Consider the following 15,041-nt stretch of genomic DNA (forward strand, 5'->3'; position numbering starts at 1 on the left):
CGCATAAAGGCCTCGGTGGCCGGTTAGACGTGGAGCATGACGACGGACAACGTGACTGGTGGGCGTACGCATAGCGGCAGAGGGTCCCGGCTGTGGGCGCGGGGGGCCGTGCTTGCGGTCCTGGCGGCCGTCGCCGTGGTGCTGGTGGCGTTCGGCGAGGGCGGGGCGGCGGTTCTGGTCAGCGGGTTCGCGGGGCTCGTCGTCTCCGCCGTCGGCGTCTGGTGGCTGGTGGCACGGCGCGGGCCGCTGCGGTGGCTCGGGGCGATCCTCATGGTCGGCGCGCCCGTCGGCCTGCTCCTGTTCTTCGTGCACAGCGGGCTCTGGGTGATCGCTCTCGTCGTCCTCGCGCTCTGGGGGGTGGCCCTTGGCTGCGGGCGGCTGGCGCTGCGGCCCTCACACCAGGCGGGGCAGGTCGTGCGGGCCGAGTCCCGGCCGGCTCCCCGCCGTCCCGTGATCCTGATGAACCCCAACTCCGGCGGCGGCAAGGTCGGCCGGTTCGCGCTCGTCGAGCGGGCCGAGCAACTCGGGGCGCGCGTGATCGTCCTCGACCCCTCCGGCGGCGACCAGGTCCTCGAACTGGCCCGTCGGGCCGTCTCCGAGGGGGCCGACCTGCTGGGTGTCGCCGGTGGCGACGGTACGCAGGCGGAGGTCGCCGCGGTCGCCGTCCAGCACGATCTGCCGTTCCTCGTCGTCCCCGCGGGCACCCGGAACCATTTCGCCATGGACCTGGGACTCGATCGCGAGGACCCCTCGCTCAGCCTGAGCGCCCTCACCGACGGCGAGGAACTGCGGGTCGACCTCGGGGACGTCAATGGGCGGGCGTTCGTCAACACCGTGTCGTTCGGGGTGTACGCGCAGGTGGTGCAGAGACCCGAGTACCGCGACGCGAAGGCGGAGACGGCGCTCGACGCCATGCCCGACCTCCTCCACGAGAGCGGGCCGCGTCTCGACGCCACCGTCGACGGCACCTTCCTGCCGTCCCAGCAGGCGCTGCTCGTCAGCAACAACCCCTACACACGGCCCGACCCGTTCACCGGCCGCCGCCTCCGGCTCGACCGGGGCGAACTCGGTGTCATCGGCGTCCGTGTCGAGGGTGCGGCCGGTGCCGCCGACCTCGCCCTGCGCGGGTCGGGGTCGGACAGTCTGCACGTCATGACCGCGCACCGGGTCGACGTGACCGGGGGCGGCGGCGACACCGTGCCGGTCGCCGTCGACGGCGAGGCGCTGACCCTGCCGACGCCCGTGACCTGCACCATCCGCCCGCACGCGCTGCGCGTGCGGGTACCGCGCGACAGGCCCGGAGCGCCGCCCGCCGCACCCGCCGTCGACTGGCGGCGCATCTTCACACTGGCCTTCGGGGAAAGGGGCGGGCGATGACGAACAGCACGTACGAGGAACGGCCCGTCGGGATCGCCGCCGTCCTCAGCGACCTCCGGGCGGTCGACGGCGCCCTCTACGCCGCCGTCGCCGCGACGCCCACACCCACCCTCGACCGGGGTCTGCGGAGGCTGTCCAATGCCGCCGACCGCTCCAAGATCTCCTTCGGCGTCGCCGCCGCGCTGGCCCTCTTCCCCGGCCGGCCCCGACGGGCCGCCATTCTGGGGGCCGGCGCGATCACCATGGCCTCGGCCGGCGCGAACCTCCTCGGCAAGCGTCTCGTACGCCGGTCCCGGCCGGACCGGGAGGCGGCGCGGGTGATCGTGGACCGCCACGTCCCCATGCCCACCTCGGCCTCCTTCCCCTCCGGCCACACGGCCTCGGCCGTCGCCTTCGCCACGGCCGTCGGTGCCGTCCTTCCCCCGGCCGCCCTGCCGCTCTCCGCGCTGGCCTGCGCCGTCGGGTACTCCCGTATTCACACCGGCGTGCACTATCCGGGCGACGTCCTGGCCGGGGCCCTGCTGGGGGCCACCTCCGCCACCGCCGTCCTCGCCCTGGCCGGGGTGCGGGCCACCTGGCCGATCTCATGACCGAGACGGAAGCGCTTTGCATGGTCATGCGTTCTGATGCATACTCTTTCTATGTCTAAGGTCCTCACCTCCCTTCCTTCCGGCGAGCGGGTCGGAATCGCCTTCTCCGGCGGACTCGACACCTCGGTCGCGGTCGCGTGGATGCGCGACAAGGGCGCCGTCCCGTGCACCTACACCGCCGACATCGGCCAGTACGACGAGCCCGACATCGCCTCCGTGCCCGGTCGCGCCAAGACCTACGGCGCCGAGATCGCGCGACTGGTCGACTGCCGCGCCGCGCTGGTCGAGGAGGGCCTGGCCGCGCTCACCTGCGGGGCGTTCCACATCCGCTCGGGCGGTCGCGCGTACTTCAACACCACGCCGCTCGGCCGCGCCGTGACGGGAACGCTCCTGGTGCGGGCGATGCTGGAGGACGACGTCCAGATCTGGGGCGACGGATCGACGTTCAAGGGCAACGACATCGAGCGGTTCTACCGCTACGGGCTGCTCGCCAACCCGCACCTGCGGATCTACAAGCCCTGGCTCGACGCGGACTTCGTGACCGAGCTCGGCGGCCGTACCGAGATGTCCGAGTGGCTGCTCGCCCACGGCCTGCCCTACCGGGACAGCACCGAGAAGGCGTACTCCACCGACGCCAACATCTGGGGCGCCACCCACGAGGCGAAGATCCTGGAGCACCTCGACACCGGCGTGGAGACCGTGCAGCCGATCATGGGCGTGCGGTTCTGGGACCCGTCGGTCGAGATCGCCACGGAGGACGTGACGATCGGGTTCGACCAGGGCCGGCCGGTGACCATCAACGGCAAGGAGTTCCCCTCCCCCGTCGCCCTCGTGATGGAGGCGAACGCCATCGGCGGGCGCCACGGCATGGGCATGTCCGACCAGATCGAGAACCGGATCATCGAGGCGAAGAGCCGCGGGATCTACGAGGCCCCGGGCATGGCGCTGCTGCACGCGGCGTACGAGCGCCTGGTCAACGCCATCCACAACGAGGACACGCTCGCCCAGTACCACAGCGAGGGCCGCAGGCTGGGCCGGCTGATGTACGAGGGCCGCTGGCTCGACCCCCAGGCGCTGATGATCCGTGAGTCGCTGCAGCGCTGGGTCGGCGCGGCCGTCACGGGTGAGGTGACCCTGCGGCTGCGGCGCGGCGAGGACTACTCGATCCTCGACACCACGGGCCCGGCGTTCAGCTACCACCCGGACAAGCTGTCGATGGAGCGCACCGAGGACTCCGCATTCGGCCCGGTCGACCGGATCGGTCAGCTGACGATGCGCAACCTCGACATCGCCGACTCGCGGGCCAAGCTGGAGCAGTACGCGGACCTCGGCCTCATCGGCACCGCCAACCCGGCGATCGGCGCGGCCCAGGCCGCCGCGACCGGGCTGATCGGCACGATGCCGCACGGCGGCGCCGAGGCGATCGCCTCGCGCGGCGAGGTCTCGGCCGAGGACGAGCTGCTCGACCGCGCCGCGATGGAGTCCGGCACCGACTGAGCGGACGCGCGTCCGAGGCAGCGTCGCGGGGCGCTGTCGCCGGCACCGATCGGTGTCGGCGACAGCGCCCTCGGCGCGTCAGGCCCGTTCTCGGCGGAGCGCGCGCAGCCTGCGGCGCGGCGGCTGGTCCGGCAGCCAGCCGAAGGCGAGCGAGCTGCCGACGAGGCCGAGGAGCATGCCGATGAAGAAGCCGCCGAGGTTCGAGGTGACCCAGGTGGCGAGCGAGGCCAGGACGCCGACGATCGCGTAGAAGAGGCGCTGGCGCGGGTTGAGGACGATCAGCGCTCCGCAGACGATCATGATGACCGGGAGCACATAGCCGGCCAGGCTGTCCGCCCCCGCCGTGAGGATCACGGTGACGCTCGCCCGTTGGGTGAGGAGGATCTCGACGCCGCCGAGCAGGAGCAGCAGGCCCGGGGCGAACGGACGGCGGTGACGCCATCGGGCGAAGGCCCGCCAGGGACGACGGCCGCCGCCGGTGGCCGGCGGTGTCATGGTCAGCAGCCCTCCGACGCGAAGCTCATATGCAGGTCGGGCAGGGTGAAACGGGTCGCCGTGGTGGCGTAGTTCTTCTGGTACACGTCGGTGATCGTGACCGTGTCGGCCTGCTGACCGAAGGAGCCGAGGGGGCCCTTGATCGGGGGCTTGTCGAAGGTACTGGCGTCGCCGCCGATCTCGATGTTGTCGAACGCGGCGACCTTGCCGGAGATCTCCGTGGAGTCCGTGGTCAGGCCGGAGGCCTTGACCGGGGTGCCCCGGTTGCCGGCCGTGATGCGCAGGTGGGTGCCGCCGAGTTCCACGCTCTGGCAGAGGTTGGTGAGTTCGGCCTGGCGGATCGCGGTGACGATGACCAGGACCTGACCGCCGGTGTCCCCGGCGTTGGGGCTGCCTTCGGGCATGGTGTCCATGCCGCCGAACTGGCCGAAGCCGGTGCCCTTGAGGGTGTCGGCCTTGACGGTGAACGGCATGCCGGAGATGGCGAACTGGGCGGCGAGCGCGCCCTGGGCGGTCAGCACGACGAGGGTGCCGGCGATCGCGCAGGTGGGGAGGGCCATCAGACCCGCGCGGCGGAAGCGGACGCGGCCTCTGCGGCCGGGCTGCTCGGTCGCGGGTGAGGCCGCCTCGGATAACGGGGCGGTGGGGGTGGGCTCTTCGGACGGTGCCATGAGGTGCTCCTGACAGTCGTGAGGAAACAGACCTGTGGCGGCGGTGTCCTGGCGCGGACGGTGGTGTGCCGGTCTCCCCTGCCCGCCCGGGTCTTCCTCGCGTACTCGTGCGGAGGCGGCCGCGTGGCAGGGAACCGCCTGGACCGTAGACCCGTCGTTACCGCCCAGTCAACTAGCGTGCGAAACAAGGGCGTTGATCGATCGGATCGTGGCCGCAGACGGACTTCCCAGGGACTGCTCGGGTACTGCTCCGGTACTGGTCGGGGACTGCTCAGGGCATGCTCACGGCCCGTTCAGGGGCTGCTCACAGCGCCCTGAACGGGGACACCACGACATGGACGAGCGTGTCGAGCAGGAGAGGGAGGCGGTCCGTCCGGTCCTCGTCCACCGCCCGGTGGACCGCCGCGTGGACGGCGCCGACGACGGTGTCCACGAGCTCCTCGCGCGCCACTCCCGGCGGCGCGGGAGGGGCCTGCACGAAGAACCGGCGGAAACTGGCCAGAAGTTCGGCGCGGGCGCGGCGACCCGCAGGGCCCGCCGACTCGATCTCCACCACCATCCGCGCGAACGCGGGAGTCTGCGCGAGCAGGGCCAGCATCGTCCGCAGCCCGGCCCGCACGGCCGCCGACCACGACTCCGCTCCGCCCGCCTCCGCGTAGGCACGTTCCATGGCCCGTACGACCAGCTGCGTACCGCTCCGGTACGCGGCGAGGACCGCGTCCTCCTTGCCGGTGAACAGGGCGTAGAACACCGGGCGGGTCACTCCGGCGGCCCGGCAGATGTCGCTGATCCGGGCACCGCCGTAGCCGTGTGCCGCGACCATCCGGGCCACGCCGTCCAGCAGCCGCTCGCGCTGCCGCGAGGCCACCTGCTCAGGGGTCAGCCGACGGGGGCCCGGGCGCAGGGAACGCTCCGGGTCACGGCCCGTGCGGGCGCCGGGCAGCGCCTGCCACTCCTCGGTCGGACGAGCGCCCATCACCGGCCACATCCCCTCGGGGCTGTTGACGTCACATACTCGACAGGTTTACAACCCTGATGGGTTTTCCTCTCGTGTGTGCGGCCGGCGACGGGCCCGGATTCCGCACCCGCGCACCGTGCACCGCGCACCGCACACACGCGGCACCACCGCACCGCACATCGTGTATCACGCTCTCGTCGCCTCCCGCGACACCGCTGGGCCGATCCGTGGCGCCGGATCGGCCCGACCCAGGATCCCCCCTTCGCTCCGTCCTGCTCGCTTCGAGCACCCTCACCCTGGGACGAAAGGAACCCCCACCATGAACAAGCGTGCCTTCTTGGCCTCCTTCGGAGCCGCCGTCGCCGCCGTCCTGGCGGTCACCCACCCGGCCACCGCCACGGGGGCCGTCGGCGAGGTCCTGACGACCGGCAGTCCGAGCGGCCCGGCCGTCGCGGTCGGCGACGTCCTCGTCGCCTCCCTCGCCTCGGGCAGTACGGCGAAGATCGCCACCACGTCCGGTGGCAGCAGCGGCATCACCTGCAACTCCTCGGCGTTCAACGCGACGGTCACCGGCAACCCGGCGGCGCCGGGCACCGCGACCGAGACGCTCAACGCGCACACCCTGAGCAGCTGTACGACCAACATCCCGGGCGCGACCGGCGTGCAGAGCATCACGGTCAACAACCTCCCGTACACGACGGCCGTCACCTCGGGCGGCTCGCTGACCGTGACCGCCGGGAGCGCGGGACCGATCCAGACCACCCTGAAGATCAACACGATCCTGGGGCTGACGACCTGCGTCTACCGGGCAGGCGGTCTCACGGCGACCCCGTCCAACACGGACAACTCGCTCGCCTTCGCCAACCAGCAGTTCACGAAGGCCAGTGGGCCCGCCACCTGCCCCGCCAACGGCTTCTTCACGGCCAAGTACGCCCCGGTGTCGGACTCGACCCAGGGCGGCGCCCCGGTCTTCGTCAACTGACCGGCGTCCGCGCGCGGGTCGTAGCGGATCAGGTCCGTCCGGAAGCGCCCGTCAGGCGCTCCCGGACGGTTCCGCGGGCCGGGCCCCGCCCGGTGAGCCGAGGTAGGACCGGGCCCGCGCGGCCTGGGCGTGGTCGCCCACGCCTTCCAGTGCCTCTGCGATGCGCCGCAGGGGCTCCCGGGCAGGTCCGGCTTCGTCGAGCATGCGGATGAGGGCGATCCGGGCGTGCTCGACATGACCCTGTCGGCGGGCGCGTTCGATCCACGTGAACGGGCTCTCCGGCGGCAGCCCGCCGAGGGCCTCGGCCGGTGGGTCCTCACCCCCCTGGCCGGGTTCGCCGACGAGGGCGCGCAGGTCGGGCCGGTAGCTCTCCTCCAGCTGGTACGCGCGTAGTTCGGCGGAGTTGAGCAGGACGTAGTTCGGATCGGTCCGCCTGGTGGCCGACTCGGAGCGGGCGAGAAGGTCGGCCAACGGCCGGTCCGGCAGGCCGAGACCGTGGATCAGGGCCGCCCGCTGGGCGTCCAGGTCGGGGGCGAACTGCTCACGGGCCTCGTCGTCCCCTTCTCGGACGGCGGCGAGCAGGGCCTGCTCGTCCATGCCGTACGTGATGTCCTCGCACCACGCGGGCAATCGGACGAGCATCTCGAGCGCTTCGCCCACGGAGTCGGCGAGCAGCGAGGCGTAGCCGTCGGAGGAGGCGTGGAGCACGGCCGTTCCGCCGCAGAGAAAGTACGTCCCGCCGGTGTCGTCGCCGGCGATCGCCTCCAAGGATGCGCCGGACGCCAGGTGAACCTCCTCCACGTGGTAGGCCCGCCCGATGTCGAAGTTGAAGGGGAACTCGGCCAGCGCGGCGAGTTCGGGACGGCTGCGGAGAAGCTCCAGTACGCGGTCGGTCATGGGTGGGAACCCTAGGTCCCGCAGGTGCAGGGCTGGTGACGGGGGCCCGGGGGCGGTTGGCGGGCTGTGCGGACAGGTCCGGAGAAGCGTTCGACGGGACGGCCCGGGAGGACCGTCCCGTGAGAACCCGGGTCCTACTGGACGGTCAGGCGCCACTTCTGGTTCGCCGCTCCCGTGCAGGACCAGATCTGGGCGCGGGTGCCGTTCGCCGAGGAGTGGTCCGTGGCGTCCAGGCACTTGTCGGCGGCGACGTTCACGAGGTCGGCGGCTGCCGGTTCGTGGCGCCAGCGCTGGGCGCCCGTGCCGTTGCAGGTGTAGAGCTGGACCTTGGCCCCGTCCGCCGTCGAGCCCCCGGTCACGTCCAGGCACTTGCCGAGGGCGCGGACCGTGCCGTCGGGGTGGAGGGTCCAGTTCTGGGCGGCCGAGCCGTTGCACTGGTGGAGCTGGACGGGCGTGCCGTCGGCGGAGGAGCCGCCGGCGACGTCGAGGCAGGCGCCGTTGAGGCCGACGAGGGTCTGGCCGGCGGACTGGGGGCCCGCCCAGGTGAAGGTGGCGGAGGTCTTGCCGGGGAGCGTGTACGTGTAGTGGCTCGCGCCCCAGTTCACGGTCAGCTGGCGCGCGCTCGTCGCGTCGTTGTAGGCGATGAGGGCCTTCGAGCCGTCGGGGTTGCGCCAGGCGACGTTGGGCACGTCGGAGGCGGCGGTCGAGGCGATGCGGTGGGCGCCGGGCCGGACGAACTTCGTGAGGTGGCCCATCGTGTAGTACTCGATCGTGTAGTCGACCTGGCCGTGCCGGGAGTCGCCGTTGTGGACGGTGATCAGGCCGTCGCAGACACCGCAGCCGCCGTTGTGCGGGCCCCGGTTCTGGTCGACCGCGAGGGACCATTTGGTGACGGACTTCGCCCAGTTCCTCGTGTAGTCGATGATGTTCATCATGTCTTCGCGCTGCTGGTTGGCGATCCAGGTGCCGCCGGAGTGCTCGGTCTGGAAGGCGTCCAGCTGCGGGTAGCGGTCGTGGATCTGGGTCTGCTTGGCGATGTCGCCGCCGTAGCCGTGCCAGGCGACGCCACCGAAGTTCGGGTGGCTGCGGACAGCCGCGTCGTCCACCGTCTGGGCGCCGTACGCGTCGTACGTGTCCCAGTTCCAGTCGTGGGCGAGGACCTTGGTGGACAGGCCGGCGGACTGGAGCCCCGGCAGCAGCTCGCTCTTGGTGAAGTAGGCGAGCCCGGAGGCGTTCCAGCTCATCGACGGGTATCCGGAACAGCAGGTCGGCTCGTTCTGGGCGGTGACGTAGTCGACCGGGACCCCCTGGTCGCGCCAGCCCTGGAGGTACTTGACGAAGTAGTCGGCGTACGTGCCGTAGTTCTCGGCCTTCAGCCAGCCGCCGTTCAGCTGCCCGCTGTCCTTCATCCAGGCGGGGGCGGTCCAGGGCGAGGCGACGAGGGTGAGCGCCGGGTTCAGCTGCTTGGCCTGCTTGGTGAGCGGCAGGACGTCCTGCAGGTCGTGGGCGAGGGAGAAGCGCGCGAGGGTGGGGTCGGTCTGACCGGCCGGCAGGTCGTTGTAGGTGTAACCGAAGCGGGCCAGGTCCGAGCCGCCCATGGGGTTGCGGACGAAGGAGAGACCGATGCCCTCGGTCGGTGAGAACAGCTTGCGCATCGTCGCGTCCCGGGTCTCCTGGGACAGGGCACCGGAGCCCTTCATCAGCCAGGCGGCGGTGTCGGTGAACGAGGCGCCACCGCCGGTGAAGGTCTGGTAGCGGGTGTTCTCGTCGACGGTGAGCGTGGTGCCCGCGCCTCCGTTGCCGCTCTGGAAGGCGATCGGGGTCTGCTGTTGGAGGCCGCGCGTGACGTGGCGGCCGCCCGCGTCGTCGGTGGTGGTCAGCCAGACGTTCACCTGCTCCCCCGCGGCGTGCGCGGTGCCGGCGGAGAGACCGGTGAGGCCGGCCAGGCCCGTGAGGCCCGAAGCGGCGAGCGCGCCGGCGAGGAGGGTTCTCAGCAGACGGTCGTGGTGCCTTCGCGGGGTGCGGCGGTGCGTCGAACGGAGCATGTGGGTGCCCTTCTCGGCGGCGTGTGGGGGAAGCCCGGGCGTCAGGTCCGGCGCGGCGGGGACGGGCGAGGCCGTAGGGGACGAGGCCGTACGGGACGAGAACGGGTGGGCCGGTTCGCGTCGAGAGTGAACTGGGCTTCGGGTCCGTCGTCAAGGTGTCGCGCATTCATGTCCTGAACGCACGAGCCGAGTTGGGAGCGTCAGTGGGCAGATCGAGGCGTTCACGGCGTGAAGTCTTGACGGCGGGGCGGGGTGACGGTTGACTCGCCGCACCGCGTCGGAACCGGTTCCGGAAGCGGTACCGACACCGATGTCAGTCCCTTCGCCGCGGAGGCCCCGATGCGTGTCACGATCGCCGACGTCGCACGTCAGGCGGGTGTCAGCAAGACGACGGTGTCCCGGGTCCTGAACACGGGGGCGGAGGTGGACTCGGCGACCGCCGCCCGTGTTCGTGAAGTGATCGACGTCCTGGGCTATGTCCCCAGCTCGGGGGCTGTCGGTCTGGCGCGCGGCTCCAGCCGGACGATCGGCATGCTGACGCCGTCGCTCACCTGGCCGTGGATGGGCGAGGTGCTCCAGGGTGTCGTCGACACCGTCGAGGCGGCCGGTTACGGGCTGCTGCTCTTCACGTGCAACCGGGGAGCCGACTCCGTCCGGCACTTCGCCGGTCAGGTCTCCGCCCGGGCCTTCGACGGGCTCCTCGTCGTGGAACCGGAGAACACGCTCGACACGATCGCGGCGATGCACCGGCGCGGCCTGCCCGTCGTGCTCATCGACGACCGCGGCCGGCATCCGGCGTTCCCGTCGGTCGCCACGACCAATCGCGCCGGTGGTGAGGCAGCCGCCCGCCATCTGCTCGCCTCGGGCCGTACCCGGCCGCTGGTCGTCACCGGGCGCCGCGACTTCGGCTGCGTACGGGAACGGCTCGACGGTTTCCGCGACGTCCTGGCGACCGAACTCGTCGTGGAGGGCGAGTTCACGGAGGACACCGGTCGCTCGGCCGTGCGGCGGGCGCTCGCCGAAGGCCGCGACTTCGACGCCGTCTTCGCGCACAACGACCTGATCGCGGCGGGTGTGCTGCGCGCACTGCGCGAGGCCGGGCGGAGCGTCCCCGACGACGTCGCCGTCGTCGGCTTCGACGACATTCCCATGGCCCGGCACACCGAACCGCCGCTGACCACCATCCGCCAGCCCATGCGCCACATGGGCGAGACCGCCGCGCGGATGCTCCTGGCCGGGCTCGCCGGCGAGCCGATCCCCCGTGAACCGGTGGTCCTGCCCACCGAACTCGTCGTGCGGCGCTCCGCGCCCGGAGGCGGATGACGCGGCCCGACCGCTCCGTCGCCGCACCGGGCTCCTCCTCCGGACGCCCCGTCACTCCGTAGCCCGCCGCTCCCGGCCCCGCCTTGCCGCGATGCCTACCCGGTACCCGTACGTCCCTCTGTCCCGTACAAGGAGCCGCAATGCCACGAACAACGGCGGTGATCGCCGTCACCGCTCTGCTCGGCACCCTTCTCTCCGGAGCGACCCTGCCGAGCGCCGCAGCCGACGAGCCCGCGGCCGCGCCCGCTCCGGTGGCCGTCGACCGGTTCGAAGGGGAGATCCCCTTCGCCGGACCGCCCGCGGAGGGCATCTTCACCTGGGGCAGCGACGCGGACGACCCGCCGAAGCTGCGGATCGCCGAGCGGGGTGACGCGCCCGAGGGCGGCAAGGTCCTCGAAGGCGACTACGACATCAGCGGCTGGGGCGGGTTCAGCCACGACTTCGCGTTCGACAGGCCCGCCCACGACTGGACCGCGTACAGGGGCATCCGCTTCTGGTGGTACGGGCAGAACACCGCTCCCCTGCCGCCCGGTTCCGGCAAGCGGGTCAACTTCGAGATCAAGGACGGCGGGGCGAACGGCGAGGCGTCCGAGCTGTGGACCACGTCGTTCACGGACGACTGGGAGGGCTGGCACCTCGTCGAGATCCCGTTCTCCGAGTTCCAGTACCGCGCCGACTACCAGCCGGTCGGCGGCATCGACCAGGTGCTCGGCCTGAACGAGATGTGGGGGTACGCGCTCACGCTGCCGCCCGGCTCACCGGGCGCCTTCGCCATGGACGGGGTCGAGCTGTACGGGACGGCCGAGCCGGCCCTGAACACCAAGGTCGTCACCGACGCCGCCGTGCACCCGGTCGACGAGGGAGGCACCGCCGAGGTGAAGGTGTCGGTAGCCACGACGGGGTCGACCCCGCTCGCCGAGCCCGTCACCGTCACGTACACGACCGACGGCACGGGCGGCACCGCCGAGTCCGGGACGGACTACGCGCCGGTCAGCGGCTCCGTGACCTTCCCGGCCGGCACGGCCTCGGGCACGAGCCGGTCGATCGCCGTGGCGACGAAGAAGGACCGCTCCGCCGAATCGGCCGAGACGATCCCGCTCACCCTGGGCGTCACGGGCGCCAAGGCCCCGGCGGAGCATCCGGTGGTCGTCGTGAACGCGCACGGGCTGCCGTATCTGAACGCGAAGCTCCCGGTGAAGAAGCGCGTGGCGGACCTGCTCGGGCGGATGTCGCTCGCCGAGAAGGCCGGCCAGATGACGCAGGCCGAGCGCAACGCGCTGCGGTCGCCGGGCGACATCGCCGGCTACGACCTCGGTTCGCTGCTCTCCGGCGGCGGGTCGGTGCCCTCCCCCAACACGCCGGCCGCGTGGGCGAAGATGATCGACGGCTACCAGCTGCGCGCGCAGGCCACACGCTTCCAGATCCCGCTGATCTACGGCGTGGACGCGGTGCACGGCCACAACAACGTCGTCGGCTCGACGATCATGCCGCACAACATCGGCATCGGCGCGACGCGTGAGCCGAAGCTCGCCGAGCGGACCGGCGCCGTGACCGCCAAGGAGGTGCGGGCGACGGGCATCCCGTGGGACTTCGCGCCGTGCGTCTGCGTCACGCGCGACGAGCGCTGGGGGCGCTCCTACGAGGCGTTCGGCGAGGACCCGGCCCTGGTGACCGCGATGGAGACCGTGATCAACGGGATGCAGGGCGCGGCGGACGGCCGTGACCTGGACCGGGCCGACAAGGTGCTGACCAGCGCCAAGCACTTCGTGGGCGACGGCGGGACGGAGTTCGGCTCGTCGACCACCGGCTCGTACACCATCGATCAGGGCGTCACGAAGGTCACCCGGGAGGAGCTGGAGGCGGTGCATCTCGCGCCGTTCGCCGAGGCGGTGAAGCGCGGGGCGGGCACGGTCATGCCGTCGTACTCCTCCCTGGACGTCATCGGCGACGACCAGGGGCCGGTGAAGATGCACGCCAACGCGGAGATGATCAACGGTGTCCTGAAGGAGCGCATGGGCTTCCAGGGCTTCGTGATCAGCGACTGGCAGGCGATCGACCAGATCCCCGGCGACTACCCGAGCGATGTGCGGACCTCCGTCAACGCCGGGCTGGACATGATCATGGTGCCGACGAACTACCAGGGCTTCACGCGGACCTTGCAGGACGAGGTGGCGGCCGGCCGGATCGGCCGGGCGCGGATCGACGACGCGGTCGCGCGGATCCTGACGCAGAAGTTCCGGCTCGGCCTGTTCGAGCGGCCCTACGCGGACACCTCCCACCTGGCCGAGGTCGGCTCGCCCGCGCACCGCGCGGTGGCGCGCGAGGCGGTCGCGAAGTCGCAGGTACTGCTGAAGAACGAGGGCGGCCTCCTGCCGCTGAAGAAGGACCGGAAGGTGTACGTCGCCGGGTCCAACGCCGACGACCTCGGCAACCAGGCGGGCGGCTGGACCATCAGCTGGCAGGGCGCGTCGGGCCGGACGACCACGGGGACGACGATCCTGGAGGGCATGCGGAAGGCGGCGCCGGACGCGGACATCACGTACTCCAAGGATGCCTCGGCCGCCCTGGACGGGTACGACGTCGGTGTGGTCGTCGTCGGCGAGACGCCGTACGCGGAGGGCATCGGCGACGTGGGCAACGGACACGACCTGGAGCTCGCCGCCGCCGACAAGGCCGCTGTCGACAAGGTCTGCGCCGCGATGAAGTGCGCCGTCCTGGTGGTGTCCGGGCGCCCGCAGCTCATCGGCGACCGGCTGGGCGCGATCGACGCGCTCGTCGCGTCATGGCTGCCGGGCACGGAGGGCGACGGGGTCGCCGACGTGCTGTACGGGGCCCGTCCGTTCACCGGGCAGCTGCCGGTGACCTGGCCGAAGTCGGCGGAGCAGTTGCCGGTGAACGTCGGGGACGCCGCCTACGATCCGCAGTTCCCGTACGGCTGGGGGCTGACCACGCTCTCCCCGGCCCCGGCCGGCGGGGACCCCGCGCTGCGGGCCATCGGCGTCGCGGCGAAGGTCCTGCAGGCGCTCGGGCGCGGTACGTCGGCGGAGGGCCGCGAGCTGGTGGCGCGGGCCCGTGTGATCGTCCAGCAGAGGATCGGCGGGAACGTCACGGAGGCGACGGCGAAGCCGTTCGCCGAGGCGGACCACCTGCTGCTCACCGGGGACCTGACGGGCGCGGTGGCGAAACTGCGGACCGCTTACGCGGCGGCCGACAGCGCGGGTCAGGCCCGCCAGGGCCTCTAGGGCCATCGGCCGACGGTGAGGGTGCCGGCCTCGCGGCGTACCTCCGCGATGCCGGTGCCGCCGAAGTGGGCGGGGACGACCAGTTCCCGTTCGTCGGCCGCTCGTTCGAGGACGCGGCGGCGGCTGGTGACGGCCGCCGCCGCGTCCAGGCAGAAGCAGCTGTTGCAGGAGGTCCTCAGAAGCTGCACCGGGCTGTGCAGGAGGTCGCCGACGAAGACCGCGCGCTCGCCCCCCGAGGCAAGCCGCAGGACGGCGGAGCCGGGGGTGTGGCCGGGTGCGGACTCCAGGGTGAGGTGCTCGTCGATGCGGTACGCGCCGTCCCAGAGCAGCGACCGGCCGGCTCGGTGGACGGGCGCGACGCTGTCCTCGTACACGAGCCGGTCGTGCGCCTGCCGGCCGCGCCCCTCGGTGTTTCCGGGGCCGAAGAAGGCGTCGTCGGCCGCGGGGACGAGGTACTGGGCGCGCGGGAAGGTCGGGACCCACTCGCCGTCGGTCCGGGTCGTGTTCCAGCCGACGTGGTCGGCGTGGATGTGCGTGTTGACGACGACGTCGACGTCCTCGGGGCGGATCCCGGCCCGCGCGAGTGCGCCGAGGAAGTCTCCGCGCCAGTGGTGGAACGGTGTGCCGGGCCGTTCACGGCCGTCTCCCACGCCGGTGTCGACGAGGACGGTCCGTCCGGCGCTGCGGAGAACCCAGGTCTGGAGCGCCATCACGGCGTGGTCCGTGTGCGGATCCCAGTGGTCGGGCGCGAGTTGTTCCGTGTGGGCGCGCCACAGGTCGGGCTCGACGTCCGGGACCAGCCCCCGGGCGGGAGCGAAGCCACCCTGCCACTCGACGACCCGGATGACCTCGACGTCTCCCAGCGTCATGCGCTGCGTGTTCTGTGCGGTGTCCATGACGCAGAGCCTAGGAAGAGGCGGTTGAGCTGCTCAATGCCCGCTCTGCTCCACCGGATACGTGATCG

The 15,041-nt window shown here is 71.9% G+C and carries 12 protein-coding genes; 6 read left to right on the top strand and 6 right to left on the bottom strand.

Features of this window, described 5'->3' with window-relative positions:
- Nucleotides 1–36: 36 nt before the first annotated feature.
- Genes AB0E14_RS07355 through argG form a run of 3 tightly spaced genes read left to right on the top strand, consistent with a single transcriptional unit; the run spans nucleotide 37 to nucleotide 3,464 of the window.
- On the top strand, nucleotides 37–1,377 hold the full coding sequence (locus tag AB0E14_RS07355) for a diacylglycerol kinase family protein (protein ID WP_362413420.1): 1,341 nt from the start codon (nucleotides 37–39) through the stop codon (nucleotides 1,375–1,377).
- Complete coding sequence (locus AB0E14_RS07360; protein WP_362413422.1) at nucleotides 1,374–1,967, top strand: phosphatase PAP2 family protein; 594 nt, start codon at nucleotides 1,374–1,376, stop codon at nucleotides 1,965–1,967. Before AB0E14_RS07355 ends, AB0E14_RS07360 begins: the two co-directional genes overlap by 4 nt.
- 51 nt (nucleotides 1,968–2,018) lie before the next feature.
- The gene (gene argG, locus AB0E14_RS07365) at nucleotides 2,019–3,464 is read left to right on the top strand and encodes an argininosuccinate synthase (RefSeq protein ID WP_362413424.1); all 1,446 of its coding nucleotides are present in this window, start codon (nucleotides 2,019–2,021) and stop codon (nucleotides 3,462–3,464) included.
- A gap of 78 nt (nucleotides 3,465–3,542) precedes the next feature.
- Here argG and AB0E14_RS07370 read toward each other — a convergent pair whose 3' ends face one another.
- From AB0E14_RS07370 to AB0E14_RS07380, 3 genes are all read right to left on the bottom strand, one after another.
- A complete protein-coding gene (locus AB0E14_RS07370; protein ID WP_362413426.1) occupies nucleotides 3,543–3,959 on the bottom strand; it encodes a DUF6114 domain-containing protein in 417 nt (138 codons plus the stop codon).
- A 2-nt stretch (nucleotides 3,960–3,961) separates the two neighbouring features.
- Nucleotides 3,962–4,630: a DUF6230 family protein gene (locus AB0E14_RS07375; protein WP_362413428.1), complete on the bottom strand. Its 669-nt coding sequence runs from the start codon at nucleotides 4,628–4,630 to the stop codon at nucleotides 3,962–3,964.
- 304 nt (nucleotides 4,631–4,934) lie between these two features.
- The gene (locus tag AB0E14_RS07380; protein WP_362413430.1) at nucleotides 4,935–5,606 is read right to left on the bottom strand and encodes a TetR/AcrR family transcriptional regulator; all 672 of its coding nucleotides are present in this window, start codon (nucleotides 5,604–5,606) and stop codon (nucleotides 4,935–4,937) included.
- Between the two features lie 301 nt (nucleotides 5,607–5,907).
- Here AB0E14_RS07380 and AB0E14_RS07385 point away from each other — a divergent pair, with 301 nt between their 5' ends.
- The gene (locus AB0E14_RS07385; protein ID WP_362413432.1) at nucleotides 5,908–6,570 is read left to right on the top strand and encodes a Tat pathway signal sequence domain protein; all 663 of its coding nucleotides are present in this window, start codon (nucleotides 5,908–5,910) and stop codon (nucleotides 6,568–6,570) included.
- 51 nt (nucleotides 6,571–6,621) lie between these two features.
- Here the strand turns inward: AB0E14_RS07385 and AB0E14_RS07390 are convergent, their stop codons facing one another.
- Nucleotides 6,622–7,467 (bottom strand): hypothetical protein, encoded by an 846-nt coding sequence (locus AB0E14_RS07390; RefSeq protein ID WP_362413434.1) that lies wholly within the window; start codon nucleotides 7,465–7,467, stop codon nucleotides 6,622–6,624.
- Between the two features lie 134 nt (nucleotides 7,468–7,601).
- Nucleotides 7,602–9,512: a ricin-type beta-trefoil lectin domain protein gene (locus AB0E14_RS07395; RefSeq protein WP_362413436.1), complete on the bottom strand. Its 1,911-nt coding sequence runs from the start codon at nucleotides 9,510–9,512 to the stop codon at nucleotides 7,602–7,604.
- Between the two features lie 339 nt (nucleotides 9,513–9,851).
- On the opposite strand from AB0E14_RS07395, the gene AB0E14_RS07400 reads away from it, so the two are divergent.
- On the top strand, nucleotides 9,852–10,835 hold the full coding sequence (locus AB0E14_RS07400) for a LacI family DNA-binding transcriptional regulator (RefSeq protein ID WP_362413438.1): 984 nt from the start codon (nucleotides 9,852–9,854) through the stop codon (nucleotides 10,833–10,835).
- Nucleotides 10,836–10,975: 140 nt separating this feature from the next.
- Nucleotides 10,976–14,077 carry a glycoside hydrolase family 3 N-terminal domain-containing protein gene (locus AB0E14_RS07405; RefSeq protein ID WP_362413440.1) on the top strand — a complete coding sequence of 1,034 codons (3,102 nt, stop codon included), beginning with the start codon at nucleotides 10,976–10,978 and terminating at the stop codon, nucleotides 14,075–14,077.
- Here AB0E14_RS07405 and AB0E14_RS07410 read toward each other — a convergent pair.
- Nucleotides 14,074–14,973: an MBL fold metallo-hydrolase gene (locus AB0E14_RS07410; protein ID WP_362413442.1), complete on the bottom strand. Its 900-nt coding sequence runs from the start codon at nucleotides 14,971–14,973 to the stop codon at nucleotides 14,074–14,076. The two genes, AB0E14_RS07405 and AB0E14_RS07410, sit on opposite strands and share 4 nt — an antisense overlap.
- Between the last annotated feature and the right edge of the window lie 68 nt (nucleotides 14,974–15,041).

The sequence above is a fragment of the Streptomyces sp. NPDC047981 genome, assembly GCF_040653315.1.
Lineage (GTDB): Bacteria > Actinomycetota > Actinomycetes > Streptomycetales > Streptomycetaceae > Streptomyces.

Coding starts and splice junctions, on each gene's coding strand:
- AB0E14_RS07355 (WP_362413420.1), top strand. CDS start 37: ATGACGACGGACAACGTGACTGGTGGGCGTACGCATAGCGGCAGAGGG.
- AB0E14_RS07360 (WP_362413422.1), top strand. CDS start 1,374: ATGACGAACAGCACGTACGAGGAACGGCCCGTCGGGATCGCCGCCGTC.
- argG (WP_362413424.1), top strand. CDS start 2,019: ATGTCTAAGGTCCTCACCTCCCTTCCTTCCGGCGAGCGGGTCGGAATC.
- AB0E14_RS07370 (WP_362413426.1), bottom strand. CDS start 3,959: ATGACACCGCCGGCCACCGGCGGCGGCCGTCGTCCCTGGCGGGCCTTC.
- AB0E14_RS07375 (WP_362413428.1), bottom strand. CDS start 4,630: ATGGCACCGTCCGAAGAGCCCACCCCCACCGCCCCGTTATCCGAGGCG.
- AB0E14_RS07380 (WP_362413430.1), bottom strand. CDS start 5,606: ATGGGCGCTCGTCCGACCGAGGAGTGGCAGGCGCTGCCCGGCGCCCGC.
- AB0E14_RS07385 (WP_362413432.1), top strand. CDS start 5,908: ATGAACAAGCGTGCCTTCTTGGCCTCCTTCGGAGCCGCCGTCGCCGCC.
- AB0E14_RS07390 (WP_362413434.1), bottom strand. CDS start 7,467: ATGACCGACCGCGTACTGGAGCTTCTCCGCAGCCGTCCCGAACTCGCC.
- AB0E14_RS07395 (WP_362413436.1), bottom strand. CDS start 9,512: ATGCTCCGTTCGACGCACCGCCGCACCCCGCGAAGGCACCACGACCGT.
- AB0E14_RS07400 (WP_362413438.1), top strand. CDS start 9,852: ATGCGTGTCACGATCGCCGACGTCGCACGTCAGGCGGGTGTCAGCAAG.
- AB0E14_RS07405 (WP_362413440.1), top strand. CDS start 10,976: ATGCCACGAACAACGGCGGTGATCGCCGTCACCGCTCTGCTCGGCACC.
- AB0E14_RS07410 (WP_362413442.1), bottom strand. CDS start 14,973: ATGGACACCGCACAGAACACGCAGCGCATGACGCTGGGAGACGTCGAG.